This is a genomic window from Pedobacter africanus (assembly GCF_040548825.1).
GTDB classification, from domain to species: Bacteria; Bacteroidota; Bacteroidia; order Sphingobacteriales; family Sphingobacteriaceae; genus Pedobacter; species Pedobacter africanus_A.
The window spans coordinates 955,410-978,056 of sequence record NZ_JBEPSL010000002.1 but is presented as its reverse complement, the minus strand read 5'-3'; the positions used below and the strand labels follow the sequence as shown (position 1 = coordinate 978,056).

General features: G+C 45.8%; 16 protein-coding genes. 11 read left to right on the top strand and 5 right to left on the bottom strand.

The window, feature by feature from the left end; translation table 11 throughout:
- Positions 1–6: 6 nt before the first annotated feature.
- Positions 7–639, bottom strand: coding sequence for a futalosine hydrolase (gene mqnB, locus ABIE26_RS14190; RefSeq protein ID WP_310141947.1), 633 nt, complete (start codon positions 637–639; stop codon positions 7–9).
- Positions 640–711: 72 nt separating this feature from the next.
- Here mqnB and ABIE26_RS14185 point away from each other — a divergent pair, with 72 nt between their 5' ends.
- The 4 genes from ABIE26_RS14185 to ABIE26_RS14170 are packed head-to-tail and all read left to right on the top strand — an operon-like array spanning position 712 to position 6,461.
- On the top strand, positions 712–1,125 hold the full coding sequence (locus ABIE26_RS14185) for a 6-pyruvoyl trahydropterin synthase family protein (protein ID WP_084238132.1): 414 nt from the start codon (positions 712–714) through the stop codon (positions 1,123–1,125).
- An 8-nt stretch (positions 1,126–1,133) separates the two neighbouring features.
- Positions 1,134–1,766, top strand: coding sequence for a GTP cyclohydrolase I FolE (folE, locus tag ABIE26_RS14180; protein ID WP_084238131.1), 633 nt, complete (start codon positions 1,134–1,136; stop codon positions 1,764–1,766).
- A gap of 55 nt (positions 1,767–1,821) precedes the next feature.
- Complete coding sequence (fabD, locus tag ABIE26_RS14175; RefSeq protein ID WP_310141949.1) at positions 1,822–2,700, top strand: ACP S-malonyltransferase; 879 nt, start codon at positions 1,822–1,824, stop codon at positions 2,698–2,700.
- Positions 2,701–2,732: 32 nt separating this feature from the next.
- Positions 2,733–6,461, top strand: coding sequence for a sensor histidine kinase (locus ABIE26_RS14170; RefSeq protein WP_310141951.1), 3,729 nt, complete (start codon positions 2,733–2,735; stop codon positions 6,459–6,461).
- On the opposite strand, the gene ABIE26_RS14165 is transcribed toward ABIE26_RS14170, so the two are convergent.
- Positions 6,453–7,361 (bottom strand): hypothetical protein, encoded by a 909-nt coding sequence (locus ABIE26_RS14165; protein WP_310141952.1) that lies wholly within the window; start codon positions 7,359–7,361, stop codon positions 6,453–6,455. The genes ABIE26_RS14170 and ABIE26_RS14165 overlap by 9 nt on opposite strands.
- 184 nt (positions 7,362–7,545) lie before the next feature.
- Between ABIE26_RS14165 and ABIE26_RS14160 the strand changes: the two genes are divergently transcribed.
- Positions 7,546–9,105 carry a glycoside hydrolase family 10 protein gene (locus ABIE26_RS14160; RefSeq protein WP_310141954.1) on the top strand — a complete coding sequence of 520 codons (1,560 nt, stop codon included), beginning with the start codon at positions 7,546–7,548 and terminating at the stop codon, positions 9,103–9,105.
- A 10-nt stretch (positions 9,106–9,115) separates the two neighbouring features.
- Here the strand turns inward: ABIE26_RS14160 and ABIE26_RS14155 are convergent, their stop codons facing one another.
- The 3 genes from ABIE26_RS14155 to nagB all read right to left on the bottom strand — a co-directional run bounded on the left by ABIE26_RS14155 (position 9,116) and on the right by nagB (position 15,223).
- A complete protein-coding gene (locus ABIE26_RS14155) occupies positions 9,116–11,980 on the bottom strand; it encodes a M16 family metallopeptidase (protein WP_310141955.1) in 2,865 nt (954 codons plus the stop codon).
- A gap of 96 nt (positions 11,981–12,076) precedes the next feature.
- Positions 12,077–13,234: an acyltransferase family protein gene (locus tag ABIE26_RS14150; RefSeq protein WP_310141956.1), complete on the bottom strand. Its 1,158-nt coding sequence runs from the start codon at positions 13,232–13,234 to the stop codon at positions 12,077–12,079.
- A 69-nt stretch (positions 13,235–13,303) separates the two neighbouring features.
- The gene (gene nagB, locus ABIE26_RS14145; RefSeq protein ID WP_310141957.1) at positions 13,304–15,223 is read right to left on the bottom strand and encodes a glucosamine-6-phosphate deaminase; all 1,920 of its coding nucleotides are present in this window, start codon (positions 15,221–15,223) and stop codon (positions 13,304–13,306) included.
- A 219-nt stretch (positions 15,224–15,442) separates the two neighbouring features.
- Here nagB and eat point away from each other — a divergent pair, with 219 nt between their 5' ends.
- From eat to ABIE26_RS14115, 6 genes are all read left to right on the top strand, one after another.
- Complete coding sequence (gene eat / locus ABIE26_RS14140; protein WP_310141958.1) at positions 15,443–16,759, top strand: ethanolamine permease; 1,317 nt, start codon at positions 15,443–15,445, stop codon at positions 16,757–16,759.
- Entirely contained in the window at positions 16,756–18,114 is a 1,359-nt protein-coding gene (locus tag ABIE26_RS14135) for a glutamine synthetase family protein (protein WP_310141959.1), read from the top strand. Before eat ends, ABIE26_RS14135 begins: the two co-directional genes overlap by 4 nt.
- A gap of 9 nt (positions 18,115–18,123) precedes the next feature.
- On the top strand, positions 18,124–19,272 hold the full coding sequence (locus tag ABIE26_RS14130) for an iron-containing alcohol dehydrogenase (RefSeq protein ID WP_310141960.1): 1,149 nt from the start codon (positions 18,124–18,126) through the stop codon (positions 19,270–19,272).
- A gap of 68 nt (positions 19,273–19,340) precedes the next feature.
- Entirely contained in the window at positions 19,341–20,057 is a 717-nt protein-coding gene (locus tag ABIE26_RS14125) for a gamma-glutamyl-gamma-aminobutyrate hydrolase family protein (protein WP_310141963.1), read from the top strand.
- Positions 20,054–21,418 (top strand): aldehyde dehydrogenase family protein, encoded by a 1,365-nt coding sequence (locus ABIE26_RS14120; RefSeq protein ID WP_310141965.1) that lies wholly within the window; start codon positions 20,054–20,056, stop codon positions 21,416–21,418. Before ABIE26_RS14125 ends, ABIE26_RS14120 begins: the two co-directional genes overlap by 4 nt.
- Positions 21,419–21,428: 10 nt before the next feature.
- On the top strand, positions 21,429–22,628 hold the full coding sequence (locus tag ABIE26_RS14115) for an anhydro-N-acetylmuramic acid kinase (protein WP_310141967.1): 1,200 nt from the start codon (positions 21,429–21,431) through the stop codon (positions 22,626–22,628).
- The last annotated feature ends 19 nt before the right edge of the window (positions 22,629–22,647 follow it).

The following is a 22,647-nucleotide window of genomic DNA, read 5'->3' as shown; positions in this document are numbered from 1 at the left end:
TGTTGGTTATGTATTTGTCAAAAATCCAATCGCCCATTCATTCAGGTTTTTAATGGCCAGGCCAATCTGCCAGTTCTCTTTATTTCGGGGCTCTACGTAATTGGAAATACTCCTGATCTGCAGGCAGGGCAAAGCCGCCTCATGGCAGCAATAAAGTACAGCGGCACCTTCCATGCTTTCTGTTACCGGATTGGATTGCGCTATAATCCGTTCAATGCTTGCAGCATCACCATGCACACGGTTTACGGTAATCCCCTTTACTTTCTGGAGTTTGTTCACATCCTCATGAAGCAGGTTATTGACCGCCGTATATCCTGCCCGGCCAAAACCCAGCTCATCAATACTCAGAAATTCAGTCCCGTTCTCTGCACCGAGTTCGGCAAATTCATCGCTGATGATGTTCAGTACTGTTCCCAGTGGCAGGTTACGGTTAAAAGAACCCGCAATGCCCAGGTTCAGCACAAGCTTATAATTGCCGGAAAGATGCTTGCCCAGGGCATATGCTGTGGCAGTCATGCCCACGCCTGTAACCAGCAAATCAAAGTGCTCCGTTTTCACAAAATCCTTTTCAGGCAACTGAAAGTGAGCTGCTAATGACGCTATTTCCGGCCAGGTGGCGGCAACCAAAAGAATCTTCATACCAGCTAAGTTAGAGATTTAACCTTTCTACTTTAACCTTTCTGCGTATATTTGTCAATAATATAACAGAGCATGATTTATATAACCAGAAAAGCATCATTTAACGCTGCACATAAATTATCGAGGCCAGACTGGACCGAAGCACAAAATACAGAAGTTTATGGCAAGTGTGCTAACCCCAACTGGCATGGCCACAACTACCAGTTGTATGTAACCGTTAAGGGCGAGATCAATCCCGAAACCGGCTTCCTGGTAGACCTTAAATGGCTTAAAGACATTACCAATACTTATGTGGTTGATAAAATTGACCATAAGAACCTGAACCTTGATGTGGATTTCATGAAAGGCAAGCTGGCCTCTACAGAGAACCTCGCTGTAGCCATCTGGGATGAATTGGTAAACCTGATCGCAGAATCCGGGGCACAACTGCACAGCATAAAAATTTACGAGACCGAAAATAACTTTGTTGAATACTTCGGTCATTAATTGTACATATGGATAATCACACAAATCACTTAGATGATGAAGATAACGGGTACATTAAAATAGACCGTTACAACGAAGGGAAAATAGCTGCTGTTGCAGATCATTATAAGGACATCCTGGGTCAGCTTGGAGAAAATCCGGAACGCGAAGGCCTGATAAAAACACCTGAACGTGTTGCTAAAGCCTTGCAATACCTTACGCATGGATACGATGTAGATCCTGCCGGAATATTGCGCTCAGCGATGTTTAAAGAAGATTACAGCCAGATGGTAGTCGTAAAGGACATAGAAGTATTTTCTATGTGCGAACACCACATGCTGCCTTTTTTTGGCAAGGCCCATGTGGCTTATATCCCTAACGGGCATATTGTAGGCTTAAGTAAAATCCCGCGCATCGTAGATGCCTTTGCACGAAGGTTACAGGTACAGGAACGTTTAACCAATGAGATCCGCGATTGTATCCAGGATACATTGATGCCGGCAGGTGTAGCGGTAGTAATTGAATGCAAGCACCTGTGCATGGCTATGAGAGGTATACAGAAACAAAATTCTGTAACCACAACCTCCGCATTTACCGGCGAATTTGCGAAGGACAAAACCAGGGCAGAGTTCTTGAGACTGATTACGGCAAACCTGCATTAATAGCAAAAAATAGCATTAGAGGAGCTTTACTCCTGAAGTTTAAAACAGTAAATAAATGAAAGCATATATTTTTCCGGGACAAGGTGCCCAGTTTTCAGGCATGGGTAAGGAACTTTATGAAAATGAAGTTGCCAGGACCTTATTTGAAAAAGCAAATGAGATCATAGGGTTTCGCATCAGCGACATTATGTTTTCGGGCTCCGACGAGGAGCTGAAAGAAACAAAAGTTACCCAGCCAGCCATATTTTTGCATTCTGTAATCCTTGCCAAAACTTTGGGCGCCGATTTTAAACCGGATATGGTGGCCGGACATTCTCTTGGAGAGTTCTCTGCGCTGGTTGCAGCCAATGCACTGTCTTTTGAAGATGGCTTAAGGCTGGTGATTACACGTGCAAATGCCATGCAAAAGGCTTGCGAACTGCAGCCCTCTACAATGGCAGCAATTCTGGGACTTGAAAATGAGGTTGTCGAAAATGTTTGTGCAGGTATTGATGCGGTTGTAGTAGCAGCCAATTACAACTGTCCAGGGCAGATCGTAATTTCCGGAAGCATTGAAGGGGTTGACCTCGCTTGTCAGCAACTCACAGAGGCAGGGGCAAAACGTGCATTGAAACTAAATGTAGGTGGTGCTTTTCACTCGCCTTTAATGGAGCCGGCACGGGTAGAACTTCAGGAGGCCATAGAAAAAGTGAGCATTCAATCTCCGGTGTGTCCTATTTATCAGAATGTTGATCCGCAGCCGAATACCGATCCTCAAAAAATAAAAGCAAACCTGATCACCCAGTTAACCGGCGCTGTGAAGTGGACGCAGACTGTTGAACGCATGATCGCAGACGGTGCTGATGAATTTATCGAAGTTGGCCCGGGAAATGTACTACAAGGTCTGGTAAAAAAAGTAAGCAGGGCCGTGCAGACCAGTTCCGCCACTGCCTGATCCATGAAATGAACATATAAAATACAGCAAGCGTGGGTATAAGAGGTAAAATACGATTTCTTTTATTGATACTGGGCGCTTGTTGTATTGTTACCGCTTTATCTTTAAGGCACTCCATTACCAAGAAAGAACTGCTCAGTTATGAAGCACACCAGCTTCAGAAAAACCTGGAAGCAAAAGAGCAGATCGTTTATAATTTTTTATCCGATCCCAAACAGGTAGAAAATGCAAAAAGCTATCACCTGAATGAGAATTTTGGCCTTTCTTTCATTAAGGCTTACCGTGGCCGTGGTATCAATATTCTGGTGTATGAGGAAGACGAACTTAAGTTCTGGAGCTCGTTCAGGGCTTTTCCCTCCAACCCTGAAAACATAAAAGAAGGCTCCTCGTTCGTAGGGTTGCGTAACGGTTCGTATGAAGTCATCAAACAAAAAGCAGGCAATTATACCCTTGTTTTTCTGATAGATGTCAAAAGCCAGTTCGACATCCAGAACCAGTATCTCGAAAATACCATTTCAAAACACCTTTGCCCTGCCAATTCCCTGTCGCTTGCCAGTTATTCCGACAGGGATGTTTACGGCATTAAAACCATAAAAGGCGAGCCGCTGTTTGAGGTAAAGTTAAAACAGGGCTACTCCAAGGGTATTTACGCTACAATAGAAGTCTGGCTCTGGATCATCGGGCTTTTTAGTTTCTGTTTGTTCTTTAATTCCCTCTCTGCCTGGCTGGCAAAAGGAGGAAGACCGGTTGCTGGAACACTATTGCTGATCGTTTTCTTCCTGGCTATAAGGATTACAGACCTGGAATATGGCTGGTTTAACCACCAGTTTAACCTGCAGATATTTAGCCCCACAATTTTCGGGGAAAGCTTTTTCCTCCCTTCCCTGGGCGATTTTCTGCTCAATGTAATTGCCATTACCTGGGTGGTACTTTTTATGTACACCTATAGTGATAAGTACAAGGCGCCTGAATGGATTAAAAGCAGTAAAGCTGGCGGACTTATTTTTCATTTGGTATTGCTGATTGTATTTAGCGGACTTGCCTTTTTATTTGATCAGGTGTTTTTTGGCTTTATCAAAAACTCAAAAATAAACTTCAATATTACCAATATCATTAACCTGGGTTGGATCAGCTGGGTGAGTATCATCATTTTATGCCTGGTTTGGTTCAACATGTACCTTATCGGGAATATATTTATGCAGCAAACCCTGCAGTTGAATGTAAACAACCGCGAACGGCTGATCCTCTTTCTTACGGCATTTTTTGTGTACCTGGTTTACCGCCTGGCAACCGGCTTCAGTATATTTTTTATCGCCTATGCCCTGTTCATTTTTATCATGGCATGGAACATCTATATCAGGAATAAAAAATTCTCTATAGGCATATTTGCCGCCCTGTTCTTTTGCCTGGCTTTCATTACCTCCATAAAATACCTGAGGTTTACAGATTTAAAAGAAAAGGAAAAAAGGTATAACATTGCGCAGAAACTGGGGTCTACAGATGATCCCAAAGTTATCAGCTCCATTGAAAGCCTGGAGAAGGCCGTTTCAACAGATGCCTTTATCGCCGAGTATTTCAAGCAGCCTGCAATATTAGAATCCACTTTTGATTTACAGAAGCACGTCAATAAGATCCTGCTGGGGGGCTACCTTACCCAGTTCGAATACAATTTATATGAGTTTAATGACGGCGACTCGATCATTTCCACTGAAAAATCGGTTGCACTAAGCTATTACAAAGACCTGGTTAAATCGGGTTCTGTTAAAGTACCCGAATCTAATTTCTTTTACCGGCTCAACTATACTTTCGGGTATCAGAACTATTTTGGTATCATTCCCATATTTGTAGACAACAGGATCCTCGGCACATTGGTGATCGACCTTAAATCACCGCAATACAATTACAACAGTCAATTGCCCGAAATACTAGCCGATGGAAAAATTAAGAGCGAAGACGATTACAGCAGTTATTCCTTTGCTTTTTATAGTTCCGGGAAACTGATCAACCAGTCGGGCAAGTTTACCTATAAGCTTACCAGTGCCGATTTTAAGGGCTCCGTTGGAAAAGGGGAGATTGTTAGTGATACACTGAACTATACCCATCTGGTGTACATGCCAGCCAGCAATAAAATGATCGTAATCAGTAAGGAAAAGGTCTCGTATGTGGCCCGCCTGGCTACACTGTCCTTTTTCTTTCTCGTCTTTATCATCTTTTCTATTACCCTGTATGCCTTGATCTGGCTGCTTAAAAATATTGATGAAAGCTGGGGAAGCTGGTTTAACATCAACCGCTCGCTGATGATCAATGCCAATAAGATCCTTTATAAAACCCGTATCCAGTTCTCCATTGTTTTGTCGGTAGTGGCCACATTGCTGATCGTTGGCTGGACAACCTATTTTTACATCCGCGAAGAATACCGGAAGCAGCAGGAGAATTTTATCAAGGAGAAAATCCGGAAGGTACAGATGTCTTATGAAAAGCAGATTTTCAGTACAGGAGGGATACCTGAGGTTACCGATCAGGCCAATGCTGATTTTAACCAGTTTGCCAATATCAATGCTACCTACCTGAACCTGTTTGATGTCAATGGCGATTTGCGCTTTACTTCTTTATCTAAGTTGTATGATTATGGGATCATAGGCAGGAAGATGGGCCCCGAGGCATATATCAACCTCAAAATACAACAAAAATCGGAGTATATTAATCCTACAGAGCACATTGGCGAACACTTTATTTATGCCTCCGCCTACGCCCCTATAAAGAATTCACTGAACAAGACGGTTGCTTATATTGGTTTGCCTTATTATGCCAATGAAGCAGATTACCAAAGTAAAATCGGGTTGTTTATCAATACGCTCATCAATATTTATGCCCTGGTGTTTGTTGCAATTGGTATTCTTGCGGTATTCCTGGCCAACCAGATTACCAGCCCGCTTACCTTTATACAAGACAGTATCCGTAAAACTAAACTGGGGCAAAAGAACCAGCCGATACAGTGGTCGCGGCACGATGAGATCGGTTCTTTAATAAAGGAGTACAATAAAATGATCTCTGCTTTGGAGGAAAGTGCGACTAAGCTGGCCAGATCTGAACGTGAAAGCGCCTGGCGCGAAATGGCCAAGCAGGTAGCGCATGAAATTAAAAACCCTTTAACCCCGTTAAAACTGGGTGTGCAGCTGCTGGAGAAATCCTGGAGGGAGAAAGATCCCAATTTCGAGAAGAAGTTTGAGCGCTTTAACAAATCGTTTATCGAGCAGATCGACAGCTTGTCTACCATTGCTTCCGAGTTCTCCAACTTTGCCAAAATGCCGGATACCAAGCTCGAAAAACTGCAGCTTTTGCCTATCATTGAACAGGCAAGGGATGTTTTTACCAATGCAGAAGACGCAGAGATCTATATTTTCAACCATGCAGGGAGGGATTTGACTGTGCTTGGTGATAAAGATCAGCTGCTGCGTACCTTTAATAACCTGCTCAAAAATGGTATCGAGGCAGGCAATGCCAACAACAGGTGTGTGATCAAGATCAGGATTGTGCACAACGAAACACATGTGTTTATTGAGGTAGAAGACAATGGCAAGGGAATAGACCCTTACCTGCAGGATAAGATATTTGTACCTAATTTTACCACAAAATCATCCGGTACAGGCTTGGGGCTTGCATTTGTTAAACAGGCCGTAGAAAACGCCGGAGGTACGGTTGATTTTAAATCATCAGCAGATGTAGGAACTACTTTCTACCTGAGTTTTCCTTTATCGTAAGGTAATTGAGGCTTTACCCATTGTAAAACCATCTGTGTACAGAATAATGGAATACGTTCCCTTTATAAACTCACCCGGATTAACCCAGTCCATCGTATAAGAAGTATTGTCGTCGTTATAAGAGATGGAAGTAGACGAGGTATACTGCATTTCCTGGCCGTCTGCCTCAAACATATTGTTCTCATCTGCAATCAGATTACCCGCAGGATCAAAAATACGCAGGTAAATTTTATGGTAATTTTTTTCGGCAAGCGGGTTCGGTACAATACCGAATTTAACACTCAATTTTTTGGCGGTGCTTGCCCGTGTTACTTCTATATTTTTTCCGCTGCTTTTCACCTTATAGGCAATAATGTACACATTGTTTGCTTTTAGGGAGGCTCCAGTTTTTACTTTGGCACTTAGTTCAGCATTCTTTTTTGCAAGTTCTTCGGCTTTGCGGCTCTCGGCATTGGCAAACTCCTTTAAACTGTCGCGCTGGTTCTTAAGGTCTGCATTCTCTTTTTCCAGCTGGGAGACCTGTTCGCTGTAATTTTTAACAAACGTCCTCAGCTCCATAACATCTTTCTGGGCTTCGACCAGCTTTCCTTCGGTCAGCACCCCTTTTTGAAGAGCCTGTTTTAGTTCGGCAATTTTTAAACGGGCCAGCTTTTGTTCTTCCTGCAGCTTCTCACTCAATACAAGGTTCAGGTTGTTTGCTTTATCCAGCTCCACTTCAATTTTCTCTACCTCAAGTTTTAAGCGGTCTTTTTCGGTACTTACAGTAACAAAACGTTCGCTTTGCTGCTGGTCTTTCACGTATAAATAAAGGTTGGTGCCTAATAACGCAGCGATAACCACAATTAAAAAATAAATTTTATTGCGATCGCCTTTATTTATTATATCCTTTTGGTCTGACATTTTCTGGTTCTAAATCTCAAAAACAGTAAAAAAAGGGAGGGAGTAAATGGCAGGATTAGGTAAAAAAACACTCAAATTGTATGAGACTTAAAAAAAAATCGTTTAATTGCTTGAGCCAGTTACTGTATTGTATACTGAAAACAACAAATGAAAACCAGATTTTAAGCTATCCTAATTACAAAAAATGTTCAAAACTATAATCTATGCACTATTATCAATATTAATAACCCCTATTTCCCTAATAGCACAAACCCCATCAAAAATTGCTCCAAAAAGAGAATTTCGGGGTGTATGGGTTGCAACTGTTGCAAATATTGATTGGCCGTCCAAACCAGGTTTAAGCATTGATCAGCAAAAACAAGAGTTGATAGGCCTGCTGGAACAACATAAAGCTAACGGCATGAATGCCATTATTTTGCAGGTCAGGCCTGCTGCAGATGCTTTTTATGCGAAATCAAGAGAGCCCTGGAGCCAATGGCTGATGGGCAGACAGGGGCTGGCTCCGGCCGCGGGGTACGATCCACTTGCATTTGCCATTAAGGAAGCCCATTCCAGGGGCATGGAACTGCATGCCTGGTTTAACCCTTATCGTGCTACCATGAGCGCCAATGCAGTAGTTAGCCCCGATCATATGACCCGCAAACGGCCAGACCTTTTCTTTGTGTATGGAGGGAAAAAGCAGTTCGATCCGGGAATTCCCGAAGTGCGCGAGTACATTGTGCAGGTAATTCTGGACGTAGTCAAAGGATACGATGTAGACGGGATTCATTTTGACGATTATTTCTATCCCTATAAAATTGCCGGCCAAACCATTAACGATGCGGCAACCTTTAGCAAGTATGGCAATGGCTTCGCCAATATTTCCGACTGGCGCCGGAACAATGTAGATATGCTGATCAAACAGCTCGACGATAGCATTCACCATTACAAAAAGCACGTTAAATTTGGGGTAAGCCCCTTTGGCATCTGGAAAAATCAATCTGAAGATAGCCAGGGCTCGGCAACAAATGGCCTGTCCAACTATTCAGAACTTTATGCCGATTCCCGGAAGTGGGTCCAGGAAGGTTGGGTAGATTACATCAACCCGCAGATTTATTTCAGCTTCACACGCCGCGCGGCGCCTTTTGGCGTAATATCCGACTGGTGGACGAACAATGCCTTCGGCAGGCACGTTTATGTGGGCCATGGCGCTTATCTGATCCACAACGGTACCTCACGTAAAGAAGCTGCCTGGGCTTTTCCAAACCAGATCCCCAACCAGATCAGGCACATCAGGGAAAGTAACCGCATCCAGGGCAGCGTGTTCTTTAGCTCCAAATCTTTCTCTACCATTGCCAGGGCTTTGGGCGATTCCTTAAAAAACAATTATTATAAATATCCGGCCTTGCCGCCACAAATGCCCTGGCTGGATGAAGTTGTGCCCAATCAGCCACTCAACCTAACGGCAGAGGCACATGCGGACGGTGTACACCTGAAATGGGAACGCCCCTTAAAAGCCAGTGATGGGGAAACTGCATCTGGTTATGTGGTGTACCGCTTTAATGAAGGAGAGAAGATAGATATCCTCAACGCAAAGAATATCCTCCGGATCAGTTTTGAGGATTTCCCAGGCTTTATAGATACCAATGTAGAGAAAGGGAAAAGGTACAATTACCTGGTTACGGCGCTCGACAGGCTTAAAAACGAAAGCGAGCCCAGTGGTCCGGTAGGTATCCAGACCAAAGAGCTCGCCAGTGCCGAGTAAAACCGGCCTTTTATTTTTGTGGCATCAATACCAGGCGAATGTAATTGTCCTCATTCAGGTATTGCTGTGCAGTGGCTTTAGAACTTTCAACGGTAACACTATCCAAACGTTTTTTAAGGGTAAGTATCTGTCCCAGATCGTCATCATTCTTTAAGCGGCCGCTCAGGTAGTTCAGCCAGAAGTTGTTGTCGCGCAGGCTAAGCTCTACCTGGCGTTGTTCTTCTGATTTGAATTTGCTGATGTCATCTGCTGTTGCACCTTTATCTTTAATCTGCTTCACCTCGTCCAGTGCTGCTGCAATCAGTTTTTCTACATTTGCCGCTGCGCAGCTAAATGAAATCGTAAAATAGTAATGTGCCTTAGGGTATTTGCTTACACTAAGACCTACCTGCGGACTATAAACCCCGCTTTCTTTTTCACGCAGGCGCTCCAGTATTTTATTTTCCAGGGCCGCTTTTACTGCATCCAGCTGTATATTGGTCTGTGCATTAAATTCATAATCGCCATGAATGTACAACTGCACTTCTGCCTTATCTTCAAGGCCTTTATAAACGGTTTTGCTTACTTTTCCCTTTGGCGGGTATATGCCAAGGTCAACAAAATTCTCGGCTTTGTTCTGGGCGGGTAAACTGGCAATATAGGTCTCAATCAAAGGTTTGATGCTTTCCAGGGTAAAATTACCCACAAACACAAAATGCTGTCCGCTGTTGTCTGCAAAGCGTGCTTTGTAAAAATTGAAAGCCTCGTCTAAAGATATTTTATCCAGGTCCGACAAATTTGTAGGCATGGCCCGTTTGTGGTAAGACGCCATAACGGCCTGTACGGTATCGCCAAAAACGCTTTCCGGATTGGCACTTTTGTTGGCCAGTACTACTTTATAGTCGCTGATGTTTTTATTGAACAGTTCTGCGTCTTTGCGCGGGTTGGTGGCATAGGCGTAGATCATCTGGAAAGCTGTTTCCAGGTCTTTAGGCGATGCGCTTCCACTGTAGCCCTGGTAAAGGTCGCTTACATAGGCACCTGCGCGTCCTGTATTTCCTGCAAGCAGCTTGTTCAATTGCGTAGGGTTAAAGTCGCCCACACCACTCTCAGCAATCAGGCCTGCTGCCTCGGCCGAGCGGAAGTTGGCATCTGTAGCCAAAGAGGTTCCGCCTTTGGCGTATGAACTGAAAATGATCTGGTCGTTCTTGAAATCTGTAGGTTTAAGCAACACCTTAATGCCATTGCTCAACACCCATCCTGTAACGCCTATCTGATCCATTTTTTCCTCTTTTACGATCTTTCCGGCAACAGGTTTTTGCTCCAGCAAAGGTTTGTTAACCGTATTGTCTACATAGGCGGCAACATTGTTGGCCGCATTTTTTAAAGCAGCAAGCAGCTGGGCTTCCGTAGGCAAACTTGCTTTTTCTTTTTCAGGTGCCTGTACAACAATGATCTGGTTTTCTTTGGTGATCAGTGTTTTTGCCAGGGCATTTACCTCTGCCAGTGTAATTTCGCTCAATGTCTTTTTGGTCAGCTCGTAAGCATATTCTGTAGAGGGGATGCTGGTGCCGGTAAGGAAATTGTTCAGGTATTTCTGTACAAAAGAAGAAGAAGAGGTCTTGTCCTTTTCTTTTAATCGTTTTTCATTGCCTGCAAGGATGTTTTTGCGGGCAACTTCCAGTTCCGACTGCACAAAGCCATATTTGCTCATGCGTTCGTTCTCGGCCAGTACAGCTGTAAATGCCTTTTCCAGCGTAGCACCCGATGTGGATACCGCTACCGATTGAAAGGCATTGATACCCGGAACCAATCCGCCTTGATAAGCTCCGTAGCCGCTTTGTGCCTGTATAAATGGCGCATTGTCTTTTTGCATAATTTCCTGAATTCGGGCACCCAGCATGCTGTTGATCATGTTGTACAGCATGCTTTTTTTATAATCTGCCGTTGTTTTTAACACCCCGCCACGTTGTTTATACATAATCTGCGCAACGTTGTACTGCTGTTCCGGATCGGTAACTATCTTAACCAGGGGCTCCTTATTATCGGGCAGGTCGTAAGAAGGGCGGGGCCTTGGGTTTGCCGGATTGCTCAGGCCAGAAAAATTGTCCTTAATCAATTGCTCTACCTCATTTACATCAAAATCGCCTACGGCAATTACGGCCTGCAGGTTTGGCCTGTACCAGTCTTTGTAAAAATTGCGGATCTTATCGTGGGTAAAAGAATGCAGGATGTCCAGCTTTCCAATCGGAAGGCGATTGGCATAATGCGAGCCTTTCAGCAATACCGGCAGCAGTTGTTTGCTCATGCGTTCCTGGGCATTTTTACCCCGCTGCCTGTCTTCTTCTACAATAACGCCACGCTCTTTATCAATTTCCTCACCTTCCATTACAATTTTACCGGCCCAGTTGGCCAGAATTTTAAAGCCGGTCTTAAATACAGCAGCACTATCGGTAGGGATGGGCAGCTGGTAAACAGTCTGGTCAAAACCGGTATAGGCATTCAGGTCGGCCCCAAAGCGCACACCGGCTTTCTGCAAATAATTGATGATCTCGTTCTTAGGGAAATCTTTGGTGCCATTAAATGCCATGTGCTCGGTAAAGTGGGCAAGTCCCTGCTGGTCATCGTTTTCCATCAATGAGCCTATTCTTGTGGCCAGGTAGAGTTCCGCCCGTTGTGTCGGCTCCTGGTTTTTGCGGATGTAATAGGTGAGGCCATTGGCCAGCTTGCCTATCTTTACATTCGGGTCGTTGGGGATGATTGTGCCTGCAATTTTTGCAGCACTTTGCACCGGCTTTTTAGCCGGCACAGTTTTCTTTTGCGCAAAGACAGGAGTGCTGAGGACCACCGCCGTTGCAAGCCCTATACAAAGGGCGTTAAAATGTCTTTTTATCATAAGAGTTAGTTTGCTCAAAACTACGAATGCGTTCGTAGGATAGGTGGTTTTTTAACATAATTTAACAGTGGTATGCGAATATCACTTCTGGTAAATTTAAACTTTAATAATGATCTTTTTCTTGTACATCACCCAGAGGATCAGCAGCCAGAACAGGATAAAGGCAATGGCCCAGGCCAGCGAGGCATTGATAGGAGAGAGCCAGGATTCAAAGCCCGAATACAACCAGGCCTGCAGGTTCATTTCCGACCCATCTGCAGCCTTAACGGTAAACATGCGCAGTGTACGTGGGATCAATCCCGATAAAAAGAAAACAGTGATGGCGTTAACGCCATACACTACAAAAGGTTTGGTAAAGCGGTTGTATTGCTGCACATCAATAATCCAGTAACAGAAAGAGAGGATAATGGTAGCAAGGCCGCCAGTATAAAGTACAAATGAGCTGGTCCATAAGGCCTTGTTGATGGGGAACTGCAAATCCCAGAGCAGCCCCAGGGCTACAGCGGCAGTCCCTGTACAAAACAGCCAGCTGATTTTCGTGGCTGCGTCTACATCCTTACGTTTTAAATATACTCCAACCAGTACGCCAAACAAGCCGGTAGCTACTGCAGGCATGGTACTCAAAATACCTTCCGGGTCCCATGTTTTGGCCGCTTTCCATAAATGGGCCTCAGTTAGTAGGGTTCGGTCAAGCCATGCCCCCAGGTTGGTTTCTTTTTCCAGGTTGGCATAACCCACACCAGGAACGGGCACAAAGGTCATCAGCAGCCAGTAAACTGCCAGCAGGGCAATCAGTATCCTGAAAATGTTCCGTTCCGAATTTTTAAGAAAGATGACAGAGGAGATCAGGAAAACAACAGCAATGCGCTGCAATACCCCCGGAATCCTTACTCCCTGAAATGCCGCAATGGGTTCTGTAAATACTTTTGGATAGAGGGACAGGAACAGCCCAAGCCCAAACAGGATCAGGGCCCGCTTTAATGCTTTTAAAATTGTCTTTCCATGACTTGCTGCATCCGTTTTTTTGCTGCCCATGGCATAAGCAATGGATACACCTACAATGAACAGGAAAAAAGGGAAGATCAGATCGGTTGGCGTACAACCATTCCATTCCGCATGCCTTAAAGGTGCATAAACATTTCCCCAGTCGCCCGGGTTGTTTACCAAAATCATTGCGGCTACGGTTGCACCTCTGAAAAAGTCGAGCGACAATAGCCTTGCCGGGGCAGAAGTTGCAGTTAAAGATGAGCTCATAAAAGGGTTTTTAAACAAAAAAACCGCTGCCGGGTTAATCGGCAGCGGTTATAAATATAATAAATTTAACTAGAACTTATAGCGCACAAAAGCTTCCATCGCTTCGTACTCTGCAAGGCCTAAGCTATCATAAGCCTGGGCAGTTTCCCTGTTCCGGTCTTCAGCCCTTTGCCAGAATTCCCTTGCATCATCACCCGGGAAAACAGCCCTGTCTTTTTGCGACTGGTGTTTGAAAATGGCGAATTTTTTTCTCTCCACTTCCTGAGGGCTCAATGGCACGGCCATTTCAATTTCGTAGGTCTCAAATTCCTGCCATGCACCGCGGTACATCCATAACCAGCAATCTTTAACCCAATCTTCTGTTTTGGCCAGGCGCCTCAATGCTTCCAGGATAATGTTAAAGCAAACGATATGTGTGCCATGTGGATCTTCAAAATCTCCTGCGGCAAATACCTGCTCCGGTTTTACCTTTTGCAGCAATTCCATGGTTAGCACCACATCGGCATCGGTAACCGGGTTTTTCTGGCTTTTTCCGCTTTCATAAAAAGGCAATGCCATAAAGTGGATGTGGTCATCGTCCAGTCCGCAATAACGTGCACCGGCAATAGCCTCGCCTTTTCTGATCAAACCTTTTACCGTTTGGATTTCAGGGGTGTCTATCTGGTTAGGCTGCTTTTTCTCAATAAAAGAACGCATATCCTGGTACAGTTTTTTCAGGTGCGATGCATCCAGTCCCATTTTTTCAGAGAAGTCGATGTTAAACTCCACAAAGCGCAGTGCGTCATCGTCCCAAACAGCGGTATTGCCCGAAGTCTGGTAAGCCACGTGTACATCATGTTTCTGGTCTACCAGGCGTATGAAAGTACCACCCATAGAGATCACATCATCATCAGGGTGCGGTGAGAAAATGATAGAGCGCTTTTTGGCAGGTGTTGCGCGCTCAGGCCTTTGTGAATCATCAGCATTGGGTTTTCCGCCCGGCCATCCGGTTATGGTATGCTGTAATTTATTAAAAATATGGATGTTGATGTTGTAAACAGGGCCCTGTTCAACAGCAAGCTGTGCCATACCGTTGTTGTTGTAATCGTCTTCAGTAAGCTTAAGAACAGGCTTTTTAAGTGTGTTGGCCAGCCAGATCACCGCTTTGCGGGTCAGTTTCTCATCCCATATACAGTCTTTAACCAGCCATGGTGTATCAAAGCGGGTCAGCATAGAAGCTGCATCCTTATCTAAAATGAACTCTACATTATCCGATAACTGTAAGTAGGTAGCCGGCACCTCGCTCGAGATCTCGCCTTCAACAGTTTTTTTAATGATAGGTGCTTTTTTCTTGTTCCAGGCCATCAGGATGATCTCCCTGGCTTTGAAAATGGTACCAACACCCATGGTAATTGCTTTTGTAGGCACAAAAGATTTACCCCCGAAATCTCTTGCAGCATCACGTCTGGTCAGGTCGTCCAGTGTAACCAAACGCGTACCTGAGTTTGGTGCAGAACCTGGCTCATTGAATCCGATGTGACCTGTACGTCCGATACCGAGGATCTGGATGTCCAGTCCTCCAAGGTCTCCAATCTTCTTCTCATAATCCAGACAAAATGCAGGGATCTCCTCCAGGCTCAATGTTCCATCAGGGATGTTGACATTGTTCTTGTCGATGTCGATGTGATCAAACAGGTTTTCGTTCATGAAAGTCACATAGCTCTGTGCAGCAGTAGGCTGCATAGGGTAGTACTCGTCAAGGTTAAAAGTGATCACATTCTTAAAACTCAATCCCTCTTCCCTGTGCATTCTTACCAGTTCAGCATACACGGCAACAGGTGTTGCACCGGTAGCCAGGCCTAAAACTGCATGGGAATTGGTTTTTTGTTTTTCTTTAATGAGGTTCCCGATGCGCTGAGCAACGCTAAGCGATGCTTCTTTGGGGTTTTCAAAGACAGAAACAGGCAATTTTTCAAAGCGCGTTTCCTCCAGAAGATTTAATCTAGCCATTCGTTTGTTCTTAAATTTTGTACGGAGCAGTAAATATAACTACTCTGCCGACTTTATCAAATTTTTTAAGAAGTGTATCTCACTTAATTATTGAAATTAAAGCTCCGGAACATAAATTAAGCTATTGCGCAAACGGTTGATCAGTAATGAGAAGCCCCGGTAAAAAAAATTAAAGAATTTTTATTTTATATTTATAAATGAAGTAACCAACCAAACCATATGACAGAAAATAAAGGTTTAAAGAAAACACTTACCCCTTTTATGTTGTGGGGCCTGGGCGTAGGCTATGTGATCTCAGGCATGTATTTTGGATGGAACCTGGGCCTGGAAAAGGGCGGGACAGGGGGCATGGCTGTCGCCACGCTTGTCATCATGCTCATGTATGTTACTTTTACCTTTAGTTACGCCGAACTGGCCTGTGCCATTCCCAAGGCAGGTGGTGTGTTCGATTATGCCAGTAAGGCCATGGGAAAAGACATAGGCTTTATTGCCGGTATCGCCCAGATTGTAGAGTTCATTTTAGCGCCTCCTGCCATCGCATTTGCCATAGGGGCTTATTTCAATGCCTTTTTTCCGGGGGTGCCCATTTTAACCTGCGCCATCTCTGTTTACCTGGTTTTTACTGCCCTCAATGTTTACGGGGTTAAAGCCGCCGCATCCTTCGAAGTGGTTATTACGGTATTTGCCGTGGGCGAGCTGCTCTTGTTTTCAGGCCTGGCAGCACCAAAGTTCCAGCTGGCCAACCTTACCCACAATGCTTTCCCCAATGGCTGGGAAGGCATCTTTGCCGCCATTCCCTTTGCCATCTGGTTTTTCCTGGGCATAGAAGGCATTGCCAATGTGGCCGAGGAAACTAAAAATCCGCAGAAAGACATCAGCAAAGGCTTTGGCTGGGCCATACTTACACTGGCCATTCTATGTGTGCTCATTTTTGTTACCGCAACAGGCATCGCAGGCTGGGAAGCCATTGTGTATAAAAACGGGACCGGCGGAGAAACTTCTGATTCCCCTCTGCCGCTTGCCCTGGCAAAAATAACCGGCAACAGCCACATGATGTACCACCTGCTGATCACCGTTGGGCTGTTCGGCCTGGTGGCTTCTTTTCATGGCCTTATCCTGGCTGCAGGCCGGTCTACCTACGAAATGGGCCGGGTGCAGCACATCCCTGCTTTCCTGGGTAAAATCTCTCCACGTTTCCATACCCCGGCCAATGCGCTCATTGGCAATATGGTTATTGGTATCCTGGCCCTCTTGTCGGGCAAAACGTCCGAGATCATCATCATTTCCGTATTTGGTGCGCTTACCCTGTACATCATTGCCATGCTGGCCATCATCATCCTACGCAAAAGGGAACCCCTGATGGAGCGGCCTTTCCGCGTGCCTTTTTACCCATCCTTCCCGGTAATTTCGCTGTGTATTGCAGTCGTATCCATACTGGCCATGTTTATTTTTAACCTTAAACTGGGCCTTATTTATTTTTCCATCCTGCTCATCACCTTTTTATTGTATAAAATTTTTAAACCAGGCAGCACATGACCATACCAGAGATTTTAGCTTATGTAAAAAAACACCCATCGGGAAAAGTAAAAGTGGCCGTTGCCGATATTGATGGCGTATTGAGGGGAAAGTACATTGCAGCCGAGAAGTTTGCGGCTGTTATTGAAGGTCGCCTGGGCTTTTGCGATGTTACCTTTGGCTGGGATATGGGCGATGTAGCCTACGACAATGTCAAATATACCGGATGGCATACCGGCTATCCCGATGCACAGGTACAATTGGATCCGGCCACATTCCGTAAAATCCCCTGGGAAAATGATGTACCTTTCTTTCTGGGCGATTTTGTGGATGAACAGCACCGACCGGCCTATACCTGCCCGCGCCAGCTGCTCCGCAAGGTACTTGTTGATGCCGAGAACAGTGGTTATACGCCTTACTTTTCACAGGAATTTGAGTGGTTCAACTTTGCAGAGACCCCCGAAACGGCCAGCCAGAAAGATTTCCGCCAGCTCAATCCGCTCAGCCCGGGTATGTTTGGTTACTCCATCCTCCGCAGCACGCTGAAAAATGAATACATGACCGATCTTTTTGACCTGCTGTGCAGGTTTGACATCCCTATAGAAGGCCTGCATACCGAAACCGGTCCGGGCGTTTACGAGGCCGCCATTAAATATGCAGGGGTTTTGGCAGCGGCCGATCAGGCCGTATTGTTTAAAACCGCAGTAAAGGAAATCGCCTACAAGCATGGGCTCATGGCCACCTTTATGGCCAAGATCAGTGAAAACCTTCCAGGCTGCAGCGGGCATGTGCACCAGAGCCTATGGGATAAAGCTTCTAAAAAGAACCTGTTCCACGACGAAAAGGACGAACGCAACATGAGCGCTCTGATGAAGAGCTATATTGCCGGGCAACTGCATTGTCTGCCCGAAATTTTGCCCATGATTGCACCAACCATCAACAGTTACAAACGCCTGGTAGAAGGGGCATGGGCACCCACTACCTTAACCTGGGGCATCGATAACCGCACAGTAGCCTTAAGGGCCCTGCCCGGCAATGCCAAAGCCAGCAGGCTCGAAACGCGGGTAGTAGGCTCCGATACCAACCCGTATCTGGCCATGGCCGCCTGCCTTGCCGCAGGTCTGTATGGCGTTCAGCACAACATGAAGCTGGAAAAAGAGGCCACAACAGGCAATGGCTACAGGGACCTCTCTAACGGGGTACTCCCGCAAAACCTTCATGAAGCTACACAAAGGATGAAAAATTCTGCATTGGCTAAAGAACTGTTTGGCAATCAGTTTGTTGAACATTTTACGTTAACAAGAGAATGGGAGTGGCGGCAGTACGCCAGGGTAGTAACCGATTGGGAACTCAGAAGATATTTTGAAATTATATAATGCGCCAGTATGACATTTGATAAAGTATACCAGTACAATTTCCCTACCACCATCCGCTTTGGTGCCGGGGCCATTAAAGAATTGCCTGCTTATCTGCAGCAGCACGGACTAAAACGGGCGCTCATCGTAACCGATCCGACCATTGCCGCGCTTCCCTTTTTCAGGGGCATCGTTGCCGATCTGCATGCAAACAGCATCTCTGCCGAGGTGTTCAGTGATATCCATAAAAACCCGGTAAAAAGTGATGTATATAAAGGAACCGAAATCTGGGACGATACCGGCAGGGATTGTGTTATTGGCATAGGTGGCGGTGCTGCGCTGGATGTGGCCAGGGCAATCGTGTTGCGTACCAGCCACCGGGCCGACCTCTTTAAATACGATGACCTGATTGGCGGCGATGTATATGTAACCAACGAAGTACCGCATTTCATCACGGTGCCAACCACTGCCGGAACGGGGAGTGAAGTGGGCCGCAGTGCCATTATTGCCGACGATGAGACCCATCAGAAAAAGATCCTCTTTTCGCCAAAGCTCATGGCCAAAATTGTATTTGCCGATCCAATGCTTACCATGGAGCTGCCCCCTTTTATTACCGCCGCCACCGGAATGGATGCACTTACCCACAATATGGAGGCTTTTTTAGCTAAAAACCCGCACCCATTGTGTGATGGGATTGCACTCGAAGGCATTTCCCTGATCAAGGATGCCCTGGAGCAGGCCGTAAACAAACCCGATCTGCAAAGCCGCAGCAAAATGCTGATGGCCTCTATGATGGGTGCTATTGCCTTTCAAAAAGGGTTGGGCGTGGTGCATTCCCTTGCCCATCCGCTTTCTTCTCTGCTGGATACCCACCACGGCCTGGCCAATGCCGTCAACATTCCTTACGGCATGGAGTTCAATATCGCAGGTTTTGAAGATAAGTTCAGACGCATTGCCAGGACACTGGAACTCAAAGAGGAGACCGGAGCGGCGGTAGTGCAATACCTGTTTAACCTGAACAGCAAAATAAATATTCCACATCACCTGTCAGATATAGGTGTAAAATCAGAACATATTGATAAATTGGCAGACATGGCCCTTGCCGACTTTGCCCATCCCAACAATCCAAAGCCGGTAAGCAGGGAAGACTTTAAACAGCTGTACCTAAAAGCGCTTTAGCACGCGATTGAGCGCAGTTTAGCGCGTTTTAGAGTGGTTAGGGCGCGTGTAAAAAAAGGATGATTGTAATGAAAAAGAAAATAGGAATAAGCTATTCGGAGGCAAACTTCCAGAACTATTGGAACTGGTTTACGCCGGCCGAGCTTGGAGCGGACATCGAACTGGTGGAACTTTCCTTTCTCAAGAACAACCGGGAAGACATTAAAAAGTGTGATGGCTTTGTACTTACCGGGGGCATTGATGTGTTGCCGGCCATATACGGAGGGGCCGAAGAATACCCTTATATGCCCGAAAGGTTTTTGCCCGAAAGGGATGAGTTTGAAAGGCTCATTTACAACTATTCGCAGGAAGCAAAAATACCGGTACTGGGCATATGCCGGGGCATGCAGTACATCAACATTATGGAGGGTGGAAAGGTGTTTGAAGACAACGGCGAAAAGCTCCATAAACTGCATAAAAAAGAAAGCGAAGACAAGATCCACGAGGTCATCGTCAATACCCACAGCTTACTGTATGCCATAACAGGCGAAAAACGAGGTCAGGTAAACAGTGCCCACCACCAGGCCGTAAACCCCAATGCCCTTGGCGAAAACCTGATGGTAAGCGTATATGCCGATACCCCAAACCCCATTATAGAAGGACTGGAGTTTAAAGATAAAACCGGCAAGGCCTTTATGATTGCCGTACAATGGCACCCCGAAAGAATGAAGGAAAAGGAGCAAAACCCTTTGTCCCAAAAAATTAAAGAACAGTTTATTAAGGAAGTCAAAAACCACAAACGATGAACATTGTAAATCCCGCTACTGAAGAAATTATTACCACTGTAAAAGAAGACGATAGCAAATCCTTGTCCCACAAACGCAACCTGCTTAAAATGGGACAGAAAAACTGGGCTGCCAAAACTTTGCAGGAACGTAAGGCGGTCATTGCAAAGTTTTATGAACTGCTGGAAGCTGAAAAGGAGCAGCTGGCGGCGGTGCTCACTTCAGAAGTAGGCAAACCCCTGCAGCAATCCCGTAATGAGATCAACGGTGCCCGCAACAGGATCAGCTGGATGCTGGACCATGTGGAGCAGTACCTTGCTGATGAGCAGGTAACAGATGCCGATGGTTTAAAAGAACAGATAAGTTATGAGCCCCTGGGGGTCATCTGCAACATTTCGGCATGGAACTATCCTTACCTGGTGGGGGTAAATGTTTTCATCCCGGCCCTGCTGGCCGGAAATGCCGTAATGTACAAGCCTTCAGAATATGCCACCCTTACCGGGCAGGAAATAGACCGTCTGCTGAAACAGGCCGGACTGCCCGAAGATGTATTTAAAATGGCAACGGGTGGCAAAGAAACCGGCGAGCATTTGCTGGACATGAACTTTGACGGCTATTTTTTTACCGGCTCCTACAAAACCGGCAAGCACATTTACGAACGTGTAGCGCCAAAAATGGTACCCTGCCAGCTCGAACTGGGCGGTAAAGACCCTTTGTATGTGGCCGATGATGTAAAAGATATTACTGCTGTAGCTGCAGCCACGGCCGATGGGGCTTTTTACAACAACGGCCAAAGCTGCTGTGCCGTAGAACGTATTTATGTACATGAAAAGGTGTACGACGATTATATCGCCGCTTTTGTAAATGAAGTGAAATCCTGGAAAATGGGCCCACCCACACAGGATGGCGTGTATATAGGTGCCCTTACCCGAAAAGAGCAGCTGGATGTACTGGAACGCCAGGTTAAAGACGCCCAGCAAAATGGGGCCTTGCTGCTGGCAGGCGGTAAACGTATAGAAGGCCAGGGCTATTATTTTGAACCTACTGTACTTACCAATGTAACCAACCACATGAAGGTGATGCAGGAAGAAAGTTTTGGACCCATTATCGGTATCATGAAAGTAAATGACGATGCCGAAGCCACTTATTTAATGCAGGATACCGCTTATGGCTTAACGGCCTCAGTTTATTCGGCCAGCATGGATAGGGCAAAACAGATCCTTAAGCAGATCGACTCCGGAACAGGTTACTGGAATTGCTGCGACAGGGTAAGTGCCGGATTGCCATGGAGCGGCAGGCGGCATTCGGGCGTTGGGTCTACCTTATCACACCAGGGCTTAAGGGCTTTTACCAAACCTAAAGCCTGGCACCTTAAATCTTAAAGCTATACTCATGAACGCAAACTGGGAAAAATTCTTTCAGATCATTCAGAAACCCGAACGGATGATCATCGGACTGATGTCTGGCACCTCTATGGATGGCCTCGATATCGCCTTATGTGCCATGTCGGGCAGTGGCACGCAAACCAGGGTAAGGCTGATCCAATTCAAAACAGTTTCTTATACCAATGAATTTAAGGCAGAAATAAAGGCCATTTTTTCGCGCAGGGATGCCGACCTTCAGATGGTTTGCCTCATGAACGAAAAGGTGGGCCTGGTGCATGCTGGTATGATACTGGAAGCCATAGCCTCTTGGGGACTTAAACCTGAAGACGTAGATGTCATCGCCAGTCATGGCCAAACCATATTTCATGCGCCGCAATCGCTGCATGGGCTTAAAGATTACCCCAATGCTACCTTACAGATTGGCGATGGGGACCATATTGCGGTTAAAACGGGCATCATTACCATTGCCGATTTCAGGCAGAAACACATTGCTGCGGGTGGCGAAGGAGCCCCTCTGGCTGTATATGGCGATTACCTGCTCTTCTCTAAAACAGGCGAAGACCGCATTATGCTCAACATTGGCGGCATAGCCAATTTTACCTATTTGCCGGGCGATAATGATGCCGCCAAGGTGTTTTCTACCGATGTAGGGCCCGGAAATACCCTGATGGACCAGTTTGTGCAAAGGCATTATCAAGGCTTGTATTTTGATGAGGATGCGCGCATTGCTACCGCAGGAAGGGTAAACGATGCCCTTTTAACAGAACTGATGCGGTCGGAATTTCTAAAGGCCGGTTTCCCGAAAACCACCGGACCAGAGCTTTTTAATCTTGAATATTTAGCAGAAGCCCAGCAAAATTCCGGAACGCAAAACATCAGCAAGGAAGATGTTATGGCTACACTTTGCCGTTTTTCGGCAGATGTGATCATCAATGCCATTGAAAAATGCTTCGGGAAAGACCGCACGCCTTCAATTTTTGTGAGCGGGGGCGGCATGCACAATCCGCTGCTTTTAAACAGGCTAAAGGAAGTCCTTAAAAATGCAAGCTTTTTCTCTACCGACGATCTGGAAATTAATCCCGATGCCAAGGAAGCAGTATTGTTTGCCATACTGGCCAATGAAACCATGGTGGGCAACAAAACTAATTTTGGTGATAGGGAGGGCGTGCCTTCGGTAACCATGGGCAAAGTTTGTTTGCCAGAATAGTCAGAAAAAAGTCAAATAT